A 16,459-nucleotide genomic window follows, 5' to 3' on the forward strand; every position below is an offset into this window, starting at 1 on the left:
ATTACCATCGAATAAATGACGGATTCACACACTCTGAACGTCGCGCAGGCGCTGGCCCAGGCGGCCACGCAAGGCTTGGCCCGTGTTGATGCACAAATGCTGCTCTTGCACGTTTGCGGCCAGCCTACGCACGCACGCGCCTGGTTGATCACACACGACAGCGATGTGCTGAACAGCGCCCAGTTGCAGCAATGGCAGCAACTGCTGCAACGCCGCGCCGACGGCGAGCCCGTGGCCTATCTCACAGGCCACAAAGGCTTTTACGGGTTGGAGCTGGCCGTGGACGCCCGCGTGCTGGACCCGCGCCCCGACACCGAAACCCTGGTGGATTGGACACTGGAGTTGCTGCCCGGCAACGGCAGCGGCCAGCGCCTGGCCGATCTGGGCACCGGCAGCGGCGCCATTGCGCTGGCTTTGCAGCACCAGCGCCCGGCTGCAGAAGTGTGGGCGGTAGACGCCAGCCACGACGCGCTGGCCGTAGCTCAGGCCAATGCGCAGCGCCTGCAACTGCCGGTGCACTTTGCCCACAGCCACTGGCTGGCCGCGCTGCCAGGGCAGTTTGACGCCATCGTCACCAACCCGCCCTATATCTGCGAAGACGATCCGCACATGCCCGCGCTACGCCACGAGCCGCGCCAGGCGCTGACCAGCGGCACCGACGGGCTGGACGACATCCGCCAGATTGTGGATAACGCACCCCAAGCACTGCGCACCGCTGGCTGGCTGCTCATCGAGCACGGCTGGGACCAGGCCGAGGCCGTGCGCGCCCTGCTCGCGCAACGCGGTTTTGCCCAGGTGCAAAGCCGCAAGGACCTCGCTGGCATCGAGCGGGCCAGCGGCGGCCAATGGCCATCCGTGGAATAATGGCGGCCAAGCTAGGCTTGATAAGGCGCAAGCCGCCTGCATCTTTGCCTTGAGCAAGCACACTGAAACCAACATCTCCCCACAACGGAGCCAATCCATGAGCGATACCCAACAACGCATCGACCAACTGGTCAAGGGCAATGACATCGTGCTGTTCATGAAGGGAACAGCCAGCTTTCCGCAATGCGGCTTTTCCGGCCGTGCGGTGCAGATCCTGAAGGCCAGCGGCGTCGACACCAAGAACATCACCACCGTGAACGTGCTGGAAGACCCCGAAATCCGCCAAGGCATCAAGGACTACAGCCAGTGGCCCACGATCCCCCAGCTGTACGTGAAGGGCGAGTTCATCGGCGGCTCGGACATCATGATGGAGATGTACGAGTCGGGCGAGCTGCAGCAGCTGGTGGCTGCTGCCTGAGCTCCTCTGCCCCACAAAAAGCCGCCTGACGAGGCGGCTTTTTTGCGTCTGCAGGCACCGCGACCCGTCCCACAATGGCCCTGCCAACGCTGGAAATGGGCGCTTGGGGTAAGCTGTTTGCTGCAGTCTGACCAAGGCGGATGCTCCAGGGAGGGGCGCCGCAACCGTCAGCGGCGGCTTTGCCACAAGAAAAAACCACCCGCAAAGCGCCACCACTGCTACACCGAAAGCACTTGCCAGCCGCTTGGCCGGCATGCGACCATTGAAAAATTCTTCACCCCCGGCGGCGCCCCTGCGCACCGCCACCGCTTTCGCCGAATGATGTGAGCAGCCGGTCTGCACTGCTCCAACAGGTTTGCTTATGAATTTGACGCAGAGTCTCCTCACCATTGCCTTGCTGATTGGTTTCAGCGCCTTTTTCTCCATGGCGGAGATCTCGCTGGCCGCTTCGCGCCGCCTGCGATTGCGGCAAATGGTTGATGACGGAGACCCTCGCGCCGAACGGGTGATGAAGGTGCAAGAGCAGCCCGGCGAGTACTTCACCGTGGTGCAAGTGGGCCAGAACGCGGTAGCGATTTTGGGCGGTATTGTGGGCGAAGGTGCGCTCAGCCCGTTTGCTGCCGGCTTGGCAGAGCATTGGCTGGCGCCGTCTACCGCGCAGACCGTGGGCTTTTTGTTCTCGTTCAGCGTCGTTACCTCGCTCTTTATCTTGTTGGCCGATCTGCTGCCCAAGCGCTTGTCGATGGCCGAGCCCGAGGTGCTGGCGCTGCGCGTTTCCAAGCCCATGCAGTGGTGCATGACGCTGTTCAAGCCGGTGGTCTGGTTCTACAGCAAGTGCGCCGATGGACTGTTTCGCCTGCTCGGGCTCTCCACCATTCGCGACGAAAAAATCACCTACGAAGACATTCTGGCCATGACCGAGGCCGGTGCCAAAGCCGGCGTGCTGGCGGTGCAAGAGCAACAGGTGATCGCCAATGTGTTTGAGCTGGATTCGCGCACCGTTGGCTCGGCCATGACGCAGCGCGACCGCATCGCGTTTTTCTACCAGGACGACAGCGACGACATCATCCGCGCCCGCATTGCCGAAGAGCCGTTCTCCACCTACCCGGTCTGCGTGGGCGATATCGACCATGTGGTCGGCTATGTCGACGCCAAAGACCTGTTCCAGCGTGTGCTCAACAACCTGCCGATCAAGCTGACCGATGAAGCACTGGTACACAAGGCGCTGGTCGTGCCCGACAAGCTGACGCTGGCCGAGGTGCTGACGCAGTTCCGCCAGGCGCATGAGGACTTTGCCATCATCGTCAACGAATACAGCCTGGTGGTGGGCGTGGTCACCTTGAACGACGTGATGAGCACGGTGATGGGCGACTTGGTGGGCCCGGTGGACGAAGAGCTGATCGTGCGCCGCGACGAGACTTCGTGGCTGATCGACGGTATTACGCCGATTGAAGATGTGGAGCGCGCTCTTGATATCGACGACCTGCCGCATTCAGACGAGTACGAAACCCTGGGCGGCTTCTTGATGGTGATGCTGCGCCGCATTCCACGCCGCACCGACAAGGTGGTCTGGGGCAAGTACCAGTTCGAGGTGATGGACGTGGACAGCTACCGCATCGACCAGGTGCTGGTAACAGAAGTAGATCCGCACAAAGCCGCCGACACACCGGTACCGCCTAGTATTCAGCGCTGATACGCTGATGCGATAAAACCGTGTGCGCAGCCTTGAAAGCAGACAAAACAAAGCCACCGCTGAGGTGGCTTTTTGCTGGGGAGTGCTTGAGGCGAAATCAGGCTTCGGTCTTGTTCTCGAACTGCCACTGGCGCTGTGCGCCAAACACCAGATTCGGGTACGTATCCTTGCCTCGGCTGCCGTTGTAGCGGCCCAGGGCCATGAACAGGTCGCCGTTTTCGCGGTCGATATAGTGGCGCAGAATCACGCAGCCAAAACGCAGATTGGTCTGCATGTGGAAGAGCTTGCCCGGATCGCCATCGCCGATGACGCGCGTCCAGAACGGCATCACCTGCATATAGCCGCGTGCACCAACAGGCGAAACCGCGTATTTACGGAAGCCGCTTTCCACTTGCACCAGGCCGAGCACGAGCGATTCGTCGAGCCGGGCGCGCTTGGCCTCATACCAGATGGTCTGTAGAAAATCGCGGCGCACTTCCCAATCGGGCTTGCGGCGGCGCAGGCGGTCGCTCATTGAGCCCAGCCAGCGCAGGTAGCGGATCTTGGCCTCGGTCGAGACAAACACCGGTTCGGGCGGCGCGGCGCTGTTGATGGCCGCACTCAAGGCCGAGCGTACCGAGTCGATCAAGGGTTCTTCCAGCTGGCCGCCCGCATGCGCAGCCTGTGGCGCGGCCAGCCAAGCGCCTGGCCCAGCCAGCACGGAAGCCATGGCCGCACGGCGCGACACGCCTGCGGTGTGAACAATGGACGAACCCGACATCTGTATGCTCTTCCCTCTTTGCTATTGCTGCGCTTTGCGCTGTTCTAGGCTTTGCTTATGCTTTGACGCGGCTGGTGATAAACGCCAGCACCTCGGCCACCGGCACCTTGGTGGCAGCGGTATCGCGGCGGTGCTGGTACTCGACCATGCCTTCTTGCAGGCCACGGTCGCCCAACACCAGGCGGTGCGGCACACCAATCAGCTCCCAATCGGCGAACATGGCGCCAGGGCGCTCGCCGCGGTCGTCCAGTATCACATCGACACCGGCAGCCAGCAAGTCTGCGTGTAGCTTTTGGGCTGCAGCCTGCACGGCTTCGCTGCGGTCCCAGCCGATGGGGCAAACCACCACAGAGAAGGGCGCAATTGCGTCGGGCCAGATGATGCCGCGCTCGTCGTGGTTCTGCTCGATGGCCGCAGCTGGCAAGCGCGTGACGCCAATGCCGTAGCAACCCATCTCGAACGGGGCTGCCTTGCCGTTTTCATCAAGGAAATTGGCGTTCATGGCCTTGGAGTACTTGGTGCCCAGGTAGAACACGTGACCAATCTCGATACCGCGCTCAATCGCCAGCTCGCCAGCACCGTCGGGCGACTTGTCGCCCGCCACCACGTTGCGCAGGTCGGCCACCACGGTGGGCTCGGGCAGATCGCGGCCCCAGTTGACGCCGGTGATGTGGAAATCCACCTCGTTGGCGCCGCACACCCAGTCGGCCATCACGGCCACGTCGCGGTCCACCACCAGCTTGACGGGTTTTTTCAGGTTGATCGGGCCCAGGTAGCCAGGCTGGCAACCAAAGTGCTCCTCAATCTCGGCCGTGGTCGCAAAGCGGAAATCGGCCAGGCCAGGCACCTTGCCCACCTTGATCTCGTTCATCTCGTGGTCACCACGCAGCAAGAGCAGCCAAACTTGCGATTGCACGATATCGCCCTTATCGCTGCGCTCATCGGTAGCCAACACCAGCGATTTGACGGTATTTTGCAAAGGCAGGTTCAGCAAGGCTGCCACATCGGCGCAAGTGCTCTTGCCGGGCGTAGCCGTTTTGGCCATGGCTTGGCTGGCGGCAGGGCGCGCTTGCGTGGGCGCCAGGCTTTCGGCCTTTTCGATATTGGCCGCGTAATCGCTGTTGGGGCAGTAGACGATGGCGTCTTCGCCGGTAGCGGCGATCACCTGGAACTCCTCGCTCAGGTCGCCACCAATGGCGCCGCTGTCGGCGCGCACGGCGCGGTATTGCAGGCCAAAGCGGTCAAAAATGCGCTTGTAAGCGGCGCGCATGGTTTGGTAGCTGATTTGCGCTGCATCGCGGTCTTTGTCGAAGGAGTAAGCGTCCTTCATGATGAACTCGCGGCCGCGCATCAGGCCAAAGCGAGGACGGCGCTCGTCGCGGAACTTGGTCTGGATCTGGTAGAGGTTCTTGGGCAGCTGCTTGTAGCTCTTGAACTCTTGGCGGGCAATGTCCGTCACCACTTCTTCCGAGGTGGGCTGGATGACGAAATCGCGTCCATGGCGGTCTTGGATGCGCAGCAGCTCGGGGCCCATTTTCTCGAAACGGCCAGTCTCTTGCCACAGCTCGGCGGGCTGCACCACGGGCATCGTCACTTCGATGGCGCCGGCGCGGTTCATTTCTTCACGAACGATGGCCTCGACCTTGCGGATCACGCGCAGGCCCATGGGCATGTAGTTGTAGATGCCGGCGCCGAGCTTTTTGATCATGCCGGCGCGGGTCATCAGCTGGTGGCTGGCGATCTCGGCGTCTGCAGGCGCTTCTTTGAGGGTCGAAATGAGGAATTGCGAAGCTTTCATAGTCTGTAGCAATAAGCCTAGTAGTTGCCCCCTTGAAGATGGATTCAAGGCGCAGGCATAATGGACGCAGTTTAAAAAATTGGGGTTAGATTATGCTGGACCGAGACGGCTTTAGGCCTAACGTCGGCATCATCCTGCTCAACCAGCGCAATCAGGTGTTTTGGGGCAAGCGCATCCGCACCCACAGCTGGCAGTTTCCGCAGGGCGGTATCGACCGTGGAGAAACCCCCGAGCAGGCGATGTTTCGAGAGCTGCATGAAGAAGTGGGCTTGCGACCAGAGCATGTCCGTATTGTGGCTAGAACGCGCGACTGGCTGCGCTACGAGGTGCCCGAGCGCTTTATCCGACGCGATGCAAGAGGCTATTATCGCGGACAAAAGCAAATATGGTTTTTGCTCCAGTTAACCGGCCACGATTGGGACCTGAACCTGCGCGCCACCAGCCACCCGGAGTTCGACGCCTGGCGTTGGAACGATTACTGGGTGCCGCTGGATGTGGTGGTGGAGTTCAAGCGCGGCGTGTACGAGATGGCGCTGACCGAATTGTCACGCTTTGTACCGCGCCAAGATCCACGCAACCGCTATCTGCGCAGCAACGCGCGCCAGCAACACAATGGCGAGCACGCTGATCAATACAACCACGGGCCGGCAGCGCATGTGGTGACTGAAACGCTGCAGGTGTCCGTCACCGCCTCGGTCAGCTACCACTCGCCTTTGCGCATGATGCAGGAGATGGAGTTGCCGCCTGGCGCCAGCTTTGACCCGGACCCGGCCAATGCCACGCGCCAGCCGCCCGAGGGCCAAGCCTGAGGCAGCAAGCAAAATGCAAAAAGCGCCGAATTCGGCGCTTTTTCTTGCTTTAGGCAGCAGCTTGGCAGCCAAACGCCGCCAATGACAGGAATCAGAACCCGGTCAGCACCATATTGTCGCGGTGCAACATTTCGGGCTCACCGGTATAGCCCAGCAGTTGCTCAAACTCACTCGAAGGCTTGCGGCACAGGCGGCGCGCCTCGGCACTGCTGTAGTTGGCCAGCCCACGGGCCAGTTCGACACCTTCCGGATCGCGCACACCGATGACCTCGCCGCGCGAGAACTCGCCATGCACGCTGACCATGCCAATGGGCAGCAGGCTCTTGCCTTCGCCACGCAGTTTTTGCGCAGCGCCTGCATCCACCGTCACATAGCCGTGCATTTGCAGGTGGTCCATCATCCACTGTTTGCGCGCCTGGTTCTTGTGCGTATCGGCAACCAACAAAGTACCAATGGCTTCGCCCGCCACCAGACGCAAAAGCACGTCTTTCTCTCGGCCCCAGGCGATCACGGTGGATGCACCCGAGCCATTGGCACGCTTGGCAGCCAGAATCTTGGTGAGCATGCCGCCCTTGCCGATACCGCTGCCTGCACCGCCAGCCATGGCCTCCAGCTTCAGGTCACCGGCTTGCGCCTCGTGCACGAACTCGGCATCCGGGTTCTTGCGTGGATCGGCAGTGTACAAACCCTTCTGGTCGGTCAAGATGACCAACGCATCGGCTTCCACCAGGTTGGCTACCAAGGCGCCCAGAGTGTCGTTGTCGCCAAACTTGATTTCATCGTTGACGACGGTGTCGTTTTCGTTGATCACCGGCACCACGCCCAGGTGCAGCAAAGTCAGCAGCGTGACGCGGGCGTTCAAATAACGTTCGCGGTCGGCCAGATCGGCATGGGTCAGCAGCACTTGGGCGCTGCCCAGGTTTTGCTCGCGCAGCTTGGTTTCGTACATCTGCACCAGACCCATCTGACCCACGGCGGCAGCGGCCTGCAGCTCATGAATTTCCTTGGGGCGCTGGTGCCAGCCCAGGCGCTTCATGCCTTCGGCCACGGCACCACTGGAGACCATGATGACTTCGCGCTTGATGCCGTCATCGCCATGCACCAGGGCAGCCAGCTGGCGGCTCCACTCGGTGATCGCCCCCTCGTCCAGGCCCTTGCCCTCGTTTGTCACCAGGCTGGAGCCGACCTTGACCACGATGCGACGAGCGTCGCGCAATACATTCGATGCCATTTTGCTAGTTTTCGTTTTTGCGCCCAGCTGGCAGGCGCTAGCAGCTATCAATAAAAGAGCGTCTTGGCCGCCCGCGAGCGTTGCTTAATCGCGCGGCGCAAAACGGGGATCGTCCGAATAATCGGGCTGCTCACTGTGCTCCGCGCCCTCAACAAAGCGCGGATCCACCTCTTCGGGCTGCTGCTCGGCCTTTTGCATGGTGTGCACAAACTGGAAGATTTCCTTGATCAGCGGCTCACAGCCTTCGCGCGTCAGGGCCGAAATCTCAAACACCGGACCCTTCCACTTGTAGCGCTTGACGAAATCTTTCACCTTGGCAGCGCGCTCGTCCTCGGGAACCATGTCCAGCTTGTTCAGCACCAGCCAACGCGGCTTGTTGTAGAGCTCTTCGTCGTACTTTTTCAGCTCTTGCACGATGGCCTTGGCCTGCGCCACCGGATCCACACCTTCGTCAAAAGGTGCCAAATCCACCACGTGCAGCAACAAACGGGTGCGCTGCAAGTGACGCAAGAACTGGTGGCCGAGGCCGGCACCGTCGGAAGCACCCTCGATCAGGCCAGGAATATCAGCCACAACAAAGCTTTTTTCCGGGCCCACACGCACCACACCCAGGTTGGGGTGCAGTGTGGTGAACGGGTAATCTGCAATCTTGGGGCGCGCATTGGAAACGGCCGAGATAAAGGTGGATTTGCCCGCATTGGGCATGCCCAGCAAGCCCACATCGGCCAGCACCTTGAGTTCCAGCTTCAGATTGCGGCGCTCGCCCTTCCAGCCCGGAGTCTTTTGGCGCGGCGCGCGGTTGATCGCGCTCTTGAAGCGCAAATTGCCAAAACCGCCATCACCGCCCTTGGCAATGGTGATGATCTCGCCCGGATTGAGCAGCTCAAACAGCACCTCGCCCGTCTCGGCGTCGGTAATGATGGTGCCAACAGGCATGTGCAAGGTGATGTCCTTGCCAGCGGCACCAAACATGTCCGAACCCTTGCCGTGCTCGCCGCGCTCGGCCTCATGGCGGCGCGAGTAGCGGTAGTCGATCAGCGTGTTCAGGTTGACGTCTGCCAGCGCGTAGACATGGCCGCCACGGCCACCGTCCCCGCCGTCCGGGCCGCCGAATTCCTTGTATTTCTCGTGGCGGAACGACACACAGCCATTGCCACCATCGCCAGCTGCAATGTCAATAAATGCTTCATCTACGAATTTCATGGTCGCTATCCACCCGCTTCAGCAAGGAATCACGGGATTTGTCATGCCGGGCCCCCATGGACCGCAGGCGATGCCGAAACCGCTATTGTCGCATTCACAGCGACCCGGGCCCAGCCCAAAAACACCAAAGCCCCGACAACGCGGGGCTTTGGCCAGGGCCGAAGCCCTTGGAGAGACTCAGTCTCAAGCAGCCTTGGTGATGTTCACCGTGTGCTTGGACAAAGCGCCCTTGGTGTCGAACGACACGTGGCCGTCCACCAGAGCAAACAAGGTGTGATCCTTGCCCATACCGACGTTGACGCCAGGATGGATGCGGGTACCGCGCTGACGCACGATGATGGAGCCGGCGCTGATCAGTTGACCACCGAAAGCCTTCACACCCAGCATTTTTGGCTTGGAATCACGTCCATTTCGCGTAGAGCCGCCGCCTTTTTTCTGTGCCATGAGATATAGCTCCTGTTAAGCTGCAATCGCACCGATTTGCAGTTCGGTGAACTGCTGGCGATGGCCTTGACGCTTCTGATAGTGCTTACGACGACGCATCTTGAAGATACGCACTTTGTCGTGCTTGCCATGGGCTACCACCGTAGCCTTAACAGTTGCGCCGGACACCAAGGGCGTGCCGATCTTCAGTTCTGCGCCGTCGCCGACTGCCAAAACTTGATCGATCACGATTTCTTGGCCTACGTCCGCAGCAATCTGTTCTACCTTGATTTTTTCGCCGGAAGCAACGCGATACTGCTTGCCACCGGTTTTTATGACCGCGTACATATAAAACCTCTAAAGGGGAATATCTTGCAAAGAAATTTCACAAGAGCCGAAGATTTTAGCACGCAAGCCCCAAACCCGCAAATCATGCTGGGGTTTCACCTGATTTCCCAGCGCCCGGCCACACAAAGGCCCCTTCCCCTGCATCAGCCACAGGGCTTGTCGGCAGCCGGTCCTGCCGCGCTTCCTATAATGCAGGATCGATAAAAAACACCGAGATAGCAGCCTTGTCCGAGTCCACCACCACCGCTTCCACCAACCCTTTGAGCCTGGTCGCCGACGATATGCGCCAGGTAGACGCCGTGATCGCACGACGGCTGGACTCCTCGGTACCGCTGATTGGCGAGATCGCACACTACATCATTTCGGCCGGCGGCAAGCGCCTGCGCCCAGCCTTGCTGCTGATGATGGCTGGCGCTCTGGGATACAAGGGCGACCAGCATTTCAACCTGGCGGCCGTGGTGGAATTCATCCACACGGCCACCTTGCTGCATGACGATGTGGTCGACGAATCCACCATGCGACGCGGCAAGCCCACGGCCAATGAGAGCTTTGGCAATGCCGCCAGCGTGCTGGTGGGCGACTTTCTGCACTCGCGCGCCTTCCAGATGATGGTGGACGCCGACAACATGCGCGTCATGCAAATCTTGTCGGAAGCCACCAACATCATTGCCGAAGGCGAGGTGCAGCAGCTGATCAACACCCACAACGTGGACCTGGACGAAGCCGGCTATCTGACGGTGATCCGCTCCAAGACTGCCAAGCTGTTCGAAGCAAGTTCACGCCTGGCCGCCGTGTTGGCCAATGCCGACGAAGCCACCGAAGCCGCCTGCGCCAACTATGGTCGCGCTCTGGGTACAGCCTTCCAGGTGATTGATGACGCGCTGGATTACGACGGAGACACTGCGGTGATGGGCAAAAACATCGGCGACGATCTGCGTGAAGGCAAAGTCACCCTGCCGCTGATCATTGCCATGCAACGCGCTGCAGCGCCCGAGCGCGAGATGATCGTGCGCGCCATCGAAAACGGCTCCACCCCAGACATGGCACAGATTGTGGAGGTGGTGAAAGCCACGGGTGCCCTGGACGCCACCCGAAGCGCTGCAGCTGAGCAAGCGCAAGAAGCCATTGATTGCCTGGGCAACTTGCCGCAAAACGCCCACACCCATGCTATGGTGCAGTTGGCCTCTCAGCTGCTGAGCCGACGCGTCTAGTCGCTTACCGCGCCAGGCAGCCCCCGGCTGCACGCCGCATCGTCAAGCAAAGCAAACTGTCGTACTTCCACTGCAAAGCGCAGTGGCGGGCTGTGCTTTTTTTGTGGAAATCCTGAACAACTGCTACAGTTTCCGTCATACGCAGAGAGGCTATCGACGATAGGCGTACCCGATTAATGGCTGACAACAATACTTCATCCCCATCCCAAGCTATTGCGCTACCGGGCATCGCACGTGCCCTGGTCGCCAGCGGCAAGCTGCCGCTTCCCAAGGCCGAGGCCTTGTATGCCAGCAGCCTGAAAAACAAAAACAGCTTTATCGGCGAACTGGCCACCAGTGGCGCCGTCTCCGGCAGCGATGTCGCCAGCATCATCTCTTCAGTCTATGCCGCGCCTCTGATAGATCTGGACGCCATTGATCTGGCGCGCCTGCCCGACAACCTGCTTGATGCCAAGCTGGCAGCCGCCAACAAAATCGTGCCGCTGGCCAAGCGCGGCAACCGCTTGGTGGTGGCCACGGCCGACCCGACCGACCATTCGGTGGCCGAGCAGATCAAGTTCACCACGCAACTGAGTGTGGACTGGGTGTTGGCCGAGCACGCCAAGGTGGTCAGAGCCCTGGAGGCGATTGGCAAGCAGGGCGGCGATAACGTCAGCGCCATGGTCGGCGACGTCAATTTGAATGAGTTCGAAGAGGACCAAGACGCCGCCGCCAGCGATTCCGGCAATGCAGACGAAAACGATGTCGAAGATGCGCCCATCGTCCGCTTTCTGCAAAAGATGCTGATCGATGCCTTCAATATGCGAGCCTCCGACTTGCATTTCGAACCATACGAGCACCAGTACCGCATCCGTTTTCGCGTCGACGGCGAGTTGCGCGAAATTGCCTCACCGCCCACCGGTATCAAAGACAAGCTGGCCTCGCGTATCAAGGTGATCTCACGCTTGGACATTTCAGAAAAGCGCGTGCCGCAAGACGGTCGCATGAAGATGAAGATTGGGCCGGACCGGGTGATCGACTTCCGTGTCAGCACCTTGCCCACCTTGTTTGGCGAAAAGATCGTGATCCGTATTCTGGACCCGAGCAGCGCCAAGCTGGGCATTGATGCTCTGGGTTACGAGCCCGAAGAGAAAGAGCGCCTGCTCACCGCCATCGGCCGTCCCTACGGCATGATTTTGGTGACCGGCCCCACCGGTTCGGGCAAAACGGTGTCGCTCTACACCTGCCTGAACATCCTCAACACCCCCGGCGTCAATATTTCCACGGCAGAAGATCCGTCAGAAATCAACCTGCCGGGCGTCAACCAGGTCAACGTCAACGACAAGGCCGGGCTCACGTTTGCCGTAGCGCTCAAGGCATTTCTGCGCCAGGACCCGGACATCATCATGGTCGGTGAAATCCGCGACCTGGAAACCGCCGACATCTCGATCAAGGCCGCACAAACCGGCCACTTGGTGCTGTCGACCTTGCACACCAACGACGCGCCCACCACTTTGACGCGTATGCGCAACATGGGCATTGCGCCGTTCAATATTGCCTCCAGCGTCATTTTGATCACGGCCCAGCGCTTGGCACGGCGTCTGTGCCCCAATTGCAAGCGCCCCACCGAGATTCCCCACGAGAATCTGTTGGAAGCCGGTTTCCAGGAGGAAGACCTGGATGGCACCTGGATGCCGTACGAGCCCGTCGGCTGTGAAGCCTGCAACAATGGCTATAAAGGACGGGTAGGCATCTACCAGGTGATGCCGATTTCCGAAGAAATGCAGCGCATCATCTTGCGCGATGGCAGTGCACTGGAGATTGCCGAGCAGGCGCAGGCCGAGGGCGTGCGATCGCTGCGAACTTCGGGCTTGCACAAAGTGAAAAAAGGATTGACCTCGCTCGAAGAGGTTCTGGCCGTCACCAACGAATAAAGCAATGAGGGCAGGGAGAAATGGCAACCAAAACAACCAGCACCAAAAAGGCCTCGAACGAAACCGTTTACGAATGGGAAGGCAAGGACCGCAACGGCAAGATTGTCCGAGGTGAAACACGCGCTGGCGGCGAAAACCAGGTCATTGCGAGCCTGCGCCGCCAGGGCATTCTGCCGTCGAAAATCAAAAAGCGCCGCATGCGCTCGGGCAAGAAGATCAAGCCCAAAGATATCGCGCTGTTCACGCGCCAGTTGGCCACCATGATGAAGGCCGGCGTGCCTTTGCTGCAAGCCTTCGATCTTGTGGGCCGAGGCAGCACCAACGCCAGCGTGACCAAGCTGCTCAACGAGGTGCGCAGCGATGTGGAATCGGGCTCATCGCTGAGCACCGCCTTCCGTCGCCACCCCATGTATTTCAATGCGCTGTACTGCAACCTGGTGGAAGCCGGTGAAGCGGCCGGTATTTTGGAAGGCCTGTTGGACCGCTTGGCCACCTACATGGAAAAGACCGAGTCCATCAAGAGCAAGATCCGCTCGGCGCTGATGTACCCGACAGCCGTCGTGATCGTCGCTTTTATCGTGGTGACGGTGATCATGATCTTTGTGATCCCGGCATTCAAAGAGGTATTTTCTGCATTTGGTGCCGACTTGCCCGCCCCCACTCTGTTCGTCATGGGCATGAGCGATTTCTTTGTCAAATACTGGTACCTGATCTTTTTTGGCATTGGCGGTGCCATCTATTTCTTCCTGCAAGCCTGGAAGCGCAGCGAAAAAATGCAGAAAACCATGGACCGTCTGCTGCTGCGCATCCCTATTTTTGGCCCGTTGATTGAGAAGTCCTGCGTGGCGCGCTGGACTCGAACGCTCTCCACCATGTTCGCTGCCGGCGTCCCCCTGGTCGAAGCATTGGACTCCGTGGGTGGCGCGTCTGGTAACGCACTGTTTTCCGAAGCCACCGAAAAAATCCAGCAAGAGGTCTCTACCGGCACCAGCCTGACGGTGGCCATGTCAGACGCCAACGTGTTCCCCACCATGGTGATCCAGATGTGCGCCATCGGCGAAGAATCCGGTGCGATTGACCACATGCTGGGTAAGGCGGCCGACTTCTATGAAGCCGAGGTGGATGAAGCAGTGGCCGGCCTGTCCAGCCTGATGGAGCCCATCATCATCGTGTTTCTCGGCACCATCATTGGCGGGATTGTGGTAGCCATGTATCTGCCAATTTTCAAGATGGGCCAGGTGGTTTAAACGTGTCAGAAGGTGCGGTTTATGTAGCACTAGCTACGCTGCTGGGCTTGCTCGTCGGCAGTTTTTTGAACGTAGTGGTCTATCGCCTGCCGGTGATGCTGGAGCGTGGCTGGAAGCGCGAAGCCAAGGAACTGCTGGCTGACGATGCAACACCAGCAGCCCCCAGTACCGCAGAAGCGCAAAAAGAAGAACGTTTCAACATCTGCACGCCAGCCTCGCGCTGCCCGCATTGCGGCCACCAGATTCGCTGGTACGAGAACATTCCGGTGCTCAGCTGGTTGTTTCTGGGCGGCAAGTGCAGCCAGTGCAAAGCGCGCATCTCGGTGCGCTACCCGCTGGTAGAAATTGCCAACGGCATGCTGTGGGCCTATTGCATTCACCGCTGGGGCCTGGGCGCCACCGGTGCGGCTTGGTGCTTTTTCTCGTCGGTCTTGCTCACCGCAGCCTTGATCGACTGGGACACCACCTACCTGCCAGACGACCTGACCCTGCCCTTGCTCTGGGCTGGCCTGCTGTGCAGTGCCCTGGGCTGGATTGCGGTGCCGCTCAAAGATTCGTTGTACGGTGCAGCCATTGGCTATATGGCGCTATGGAGCATTTACTGGGCTTTCAAGCTGCTCACCGGCAAAGAAGGCATGGGTTACGGCGACTTCAAATTGCTGGCCGCCCTGGGCGCCTGGTTTGGCTGGCAAGCCTTGATTCCGATTGCCCTGTTCTCCTCGTTGGTTGGCGTCGTGATCGGCATCGCCATCAAAGTTTTCGCCAGCCTGCGCGAAGGCGGCTACATCCCGTTTGGCCCGTTTCTGGCCGGCGCCGGTTTTCTGGTGATGTGGTTTGGCACTGGCATCATCGACCGCTTGCTGCAGCCCTGAGATGAAACCGCGCATTGGTGTCACCGGCGGGATCGGCAGCGGCAAGAGCACGGTTTCGCAGCACTTCGCCCAGCTCGGCTGCGCGCTGATTGATGCCGACCACATCGCCCGCAGCCTGACTTTGCCCGGCGGCGCCGCCATTACCCCGATCCGCAAAGCGTTCGGCGATCGCTTCATCAATGCCGAGCAAGCCTTGGACCGGGCTGCCATGCGCGAAGCGGTCTTCCAAGACCCTGCGTACAAACAGCGCCTCGAAGGCATCTTGCACCCGCTCATCAAGTGCAGCATTGCTGAGCAGTACGAGCAAGCCTGCGTGCACACCGATTCACCCTTGGTGATTTTCGACATTCCGTTGCTGGCCGAATCCAGCACCTGGAGCCCCCAACTTGACCAGGTGGTGGTGGTCGACTGTCTCGAAAGCACACAAATCGCCCGCGTGCAGCAACGCAACCAGCTGGCACCCGAAGCCATACAGGCCATCATGGCCCAGCAGGCCAGCCGCCGGCAGCGCCTGCAAAAAGCCGATTGGGTGCTCTGGAATGAAACACTGTCGTTACAGGCGCTAGGCGAGCAAGTGCGTCACCTATACAATGATTTGATAGCAGCCATTCCCGATTCTCTTTAGCCAAGCCACCTATTCCGTGATTGTTTACGAGTACCCCTTCAACGAACGCGTGCGCTCCTACCTGCGGTTGGAGTATTTGCTGCGCCGTCTGGATGTGCTCTTGCAACGCAACAGTGATGTTGATCACCATTTTGCGATCACCACGCTGTTCGAAATCATGGATGTAGCGTCGCGCACCGACCTCAAGGCCGATCTGCTGAAAGACCTGGAGCGCCAGCGCCAGCAGTTCAACGCCTACCGTGCCAGCCCGATGATCGCCGTCGACATGCTCGACAAAGTCATTGCCCAGATCGACACCGCCCACACCCAGTTGCGCGAGCAAAATGGCAAACCCAGCCAGTTGCTGATCGAGAACGAATGGCTGATGGCCATACGCAACCGCTCGGGCATTCCTGGCGGCACCTGTACCTTCGATCTGCCCAGCTACCACACCTGGCTGCATGCCGACAGCGAATTGCGCCGCGCCGATCTGCAGCGCTGGACAGAGCCGTTCGCACCGCTGGCCAGCGCCTTGTTCCTGCTGCTGCGCCTGTTCCGCGATTCAGGCACGCCGCAGCGCATTGCCACCGTACGCGGCCAGTTCCAGCAAAACCTGCCGCAAGGCCGCACCTACCAGCTCCTGCGTTTGCAGCTTGACCCAAGCAGCGGCCTGGTGCCCGAGATCAGTGGCAATCGCCTGATGATCTCGATCCGCATGCTGCACAAGGCCGACAACGGCCAGTTGGTACTAGCCCAGGATGACGGCCAGTACGAAATGGTCTTGTGCGCCTGACAGGCGCTGGCTTGCTGCCCTGCGCCCTACAATCGCTGCATGAGCAACACCCCGGAATACGACCTGCCCGCCATCACCTGCCCCCAGTGCGGCGGCCCGTCCACCTTTGCCAAAAGCAACCGCTTTCGCCCGTTCTGCGGTGAACGCTGCAAGCTGATCGACCTGGGCGCCTGGGGCAATGAAGAGTTTCGCGTGCCAGCCCAGACTCCGCCCGAAGACAAGCCTTACGGCGACCCGCGGCTGGAAGATTGAATAAGCCAATCTGCCTGCAG

17 protein-coding genes are annotated in these 16,459 nt (G+C 60.1%); 11 read left to right on the forward strand and 6 right to left on the reverse strand.

The features are described from left to right. Nucleotides 1-15 precede the first annotated feature (15 nt). The 3 genes from prmC (at nt 16) to paeA (ending at nt 2,975) form a co-directional block, all read left to right on the forward strand. Nucleotides 16-864, forward strand: a complete 849-nt coding sequence (gene prmC / locus ACFIQF_RS17990) for a peptide chain release factor N(5)-glutamine methyltransferase (RefSeq protein WP_393944977.1) — start codon at nt 16-18, stop codon at nt 862-864. Between the two features lie 97 nt (nt 865-961). Beyond that, nucleotides 962-1,282, forward strand: a complete 321-nt coding sequence (gene grxD / locus ACFIQF_RS17995) for a Grx4 family monothiol glutaredoxin (RefSeq protein WP_393944979.1) — start codon at nt 962-964, stop codon at nt 1,280-1,282. A 361-nt stretch (nt 1,283-1,643) separates the two neighbouring features. Beyond that, nucleotides 1,644-2,975, forward strand: coding sequence for a polyamine export protein PaeA (gene paeA / locus ACFIQF_RS18000; protein WP_393944981.1), 1,332 nt, complete (start codon nt 1,644-1,646; stop codon nt 2,973-2,975). Nucleotides 2,976-3,072: 97 nt separating this feature from the next. On the opposite strand, the gene ACFIQF_RS18005 is transcribed toward paeA, so the two are convergent. Both ACFIQF_RS18005 and ACFIQF_RS18010 read right to left on the reverse strand, forming a co-directional pair. Continuing rightward, nucleotides 3,073-3,735 carry a lytic transglycosylase domain-containing protein gene (locus ACFIQF_RS18005; protein ID WP_393944982.1) on the reverse strand — a complete coding sequence of 221 codons (663 nt, stop codon included), beginning with the start codon at nt 3,733-3,735 and terminating at the stop codon, nt 3,073-3,075. A gap of 55 nt (nt 3,736-3,790) precedes the next feature. Then, nucleotides 3,791-5,533: a proline--tRNA ligase gene (locus tag ACFIQF_RS18010; RefSeq protein ID WP_393944983.1), complete on the reverse strand. Its 1,743-nt coding sequence runs from the start codon at nt 5,531-5,533 to the stop codon at nt 3,791-3,793. A 92-nt stretch (nt 5,534-5,625) separates the two neighbouring features. Between ACFIQF_RS18010 and ACFIQF_RS18015 the strand changes: the two genes are divergently transcribed. After that, on the forward strand, nt 5,626-6,342 hold the full coding sequence (locus tag ACFIQF_RS18015; RefSeq protein ID WP_393944985.1) for an RNA pyrophosphohydrolase: 717 nt from the start codon (nt 5,626-5,628) through the stop codon (nt 6,340-6,342). A gap of 91 nt (nt 6,343-6,433) precedes the next feature. On the opposite strand, the gene proB is transcribed toward ACFIQF_RS18015, so the two are convergent. The 4 genes from proB to rplU all read right to left on the reverse strand — a co-directional run bounded on the left by proB (nt 6,434) and on the right by rplU (nt 9,547). After that, nucleotides 6,434-7,573, reverse strand: a complete 1,140-nt coding sequence (gene proB, locus ACFIQF_RS18020) for a glutamate 5-kinase (protein ID WP_393944987.1) — start codon at nt 7,571-7,573, stop codon at nt 6,434-6,436. 84 nt (nt 7,574-7,657) lie between these two features. Beyond that, nucleotides 7,658-8,776, reverse strand: coding sequence for an Obg family GTPase CgtA (gene cgtA, locus ACFIQF_RS18025; protein WP_393944989.1), 1,119 nt, complete (start codon nt 8,774-8,776; stop codon nt 7,658-7,660). 183 nt (nt 8,777-8,959) lie between these two features. Further along, nucleotides 8,960-9,220, reverse strand: a complete 261-nt coding sequence (rpmA, locus tag ACFIQF_RS18030; protein ID WP_393944991.1) for a 50S ribosomal protein L27 — start codon at nt 9,218-9,220, stop codon at nt 8,960-8,962. Between the two features lie 15 nt (nt 9,221-9,235). Beyond that, the gene (gene rplU / locus ACFIQF_RS18035; protein ID WP_184707123.1) at nt 9,236-9,547 is read right to left on the reverse strand and encodes a 50S ribosomal protein L21; all 312 of its coding nucleotides are present in this window, start codon (nt 9,545-9,547) and stop codon (nt 9,236-9,238) included. A gap of 281 nt (nt 9,548-9,828) precedes the next feature. Between rplU and ACFIQF_RS18040 the strand changes: the two genes are divergently transcribed. From ACFIQF_RS18040 to ACFIQF_RS18070, 7 genes are all read left to right on the forward strand, one after another. Continuing rightward, a complete protein-coding gene (locus ACFIQF_RS18040; protein WP_393945113.1) occupies nt 9,829-10,758 on the forward strand; it encodes a polyprenyl synthetase family protein in 930 nt (309 codons plus the stop codon). A gap of 176 nt (nt 10,759-10,934) precedes the next feature. Next, the gene (gene pilB, locus ACFIQF_RS18045; RefSeq protein ID WP_393944993.1) at nt 10,935-12,671 is read left to right on the forward strand and encodes a type IV-A pilus assembly ATPase PilB; all 1,737 of its coding nucleotides are present in this window, start codon (nt 10,935-10,937) and stop codon (nt 12,669-12,671) included. A 20-nt stretch (nt 12,672-12,691) separates the two neighbouring features. After that, a complete protein-coding gene (locus ACFIQF_RS18050; RefSeq protein WP_393944995.1) occupies nt 12,692-13,918 on the forward strand; it encodes a type II secretion system F family protein in 1,227 nt (408 codons plus the stop codon). A 2-nt stretch (nt 13,919-13,920) separates the two neighbouring features. Next, nucleotides 13,921-14,790 carry a prepilin peptidase gene (locus ACFIQF_RS18055; RefSeq protein ID WP_393944996.1) on the forward strand — a complete coding sequence of 290 codons (870 nt, stop codon included), beginning with the start codon at nt 13,921-13,923 and terminating at the stop codon, nt 14,788-14,790. A gap of 1 nt (nt 14,791) precedes the next feature. Next, the gene (gene coaE, locus ACFIQF_RS18060; protein ID WP_393944998.1) at nt 14,792-15,415 is read left to right on the forward strand and encodes a dephospho-CoA kinase; all 624 of its coding nucleotides are present in this window, start codon (nt 14,792-14,794) and stop codon (nt 15,413-15,415) included. 16 nt (nt 15,416-15,431) lie between these two features. After that, on the forward strand, nt 15,432-16,187 hold the full coding sequence (gene zapD / locus ACFIQF_RS18065; protein ID WP_393945000.1) for a cell division protein ZapD: 756 nt from the start codon (nt 15,432-15,434) through the stop codon (nt 16,185-16,187). 39 nt (nt 16,188-16,226) lie between these two features. Further along, nucleotides 16,227-16,439 carry a DNA gyrase inhibitor YacG gene (locus ACFIQF_RS18070; RefSeq protein WP_393945002.1) on the forward strand — a complete coding sequence of 71 codons (213 nt, stop codon included), beginning with the start codon at nt 16,227-16,229 and terminating at the stop codon, nt 16,437-16,439. The last annotated feature ends 20 nt before the right edge of the window (nt 16,440-16,459 follow it).

The sequence above is a fragment of the Comamonas trifloxystrobinivorans genome, from assembly GCF_043359985.1.
GTDB classification, from domain to species: Bacteria; Pseudomonadota; Gammaproteobacteria; order Burkholderiales; family Burkholderiaceae_C; genus Comamonas; species Comamonas trifloxystrobinivorans.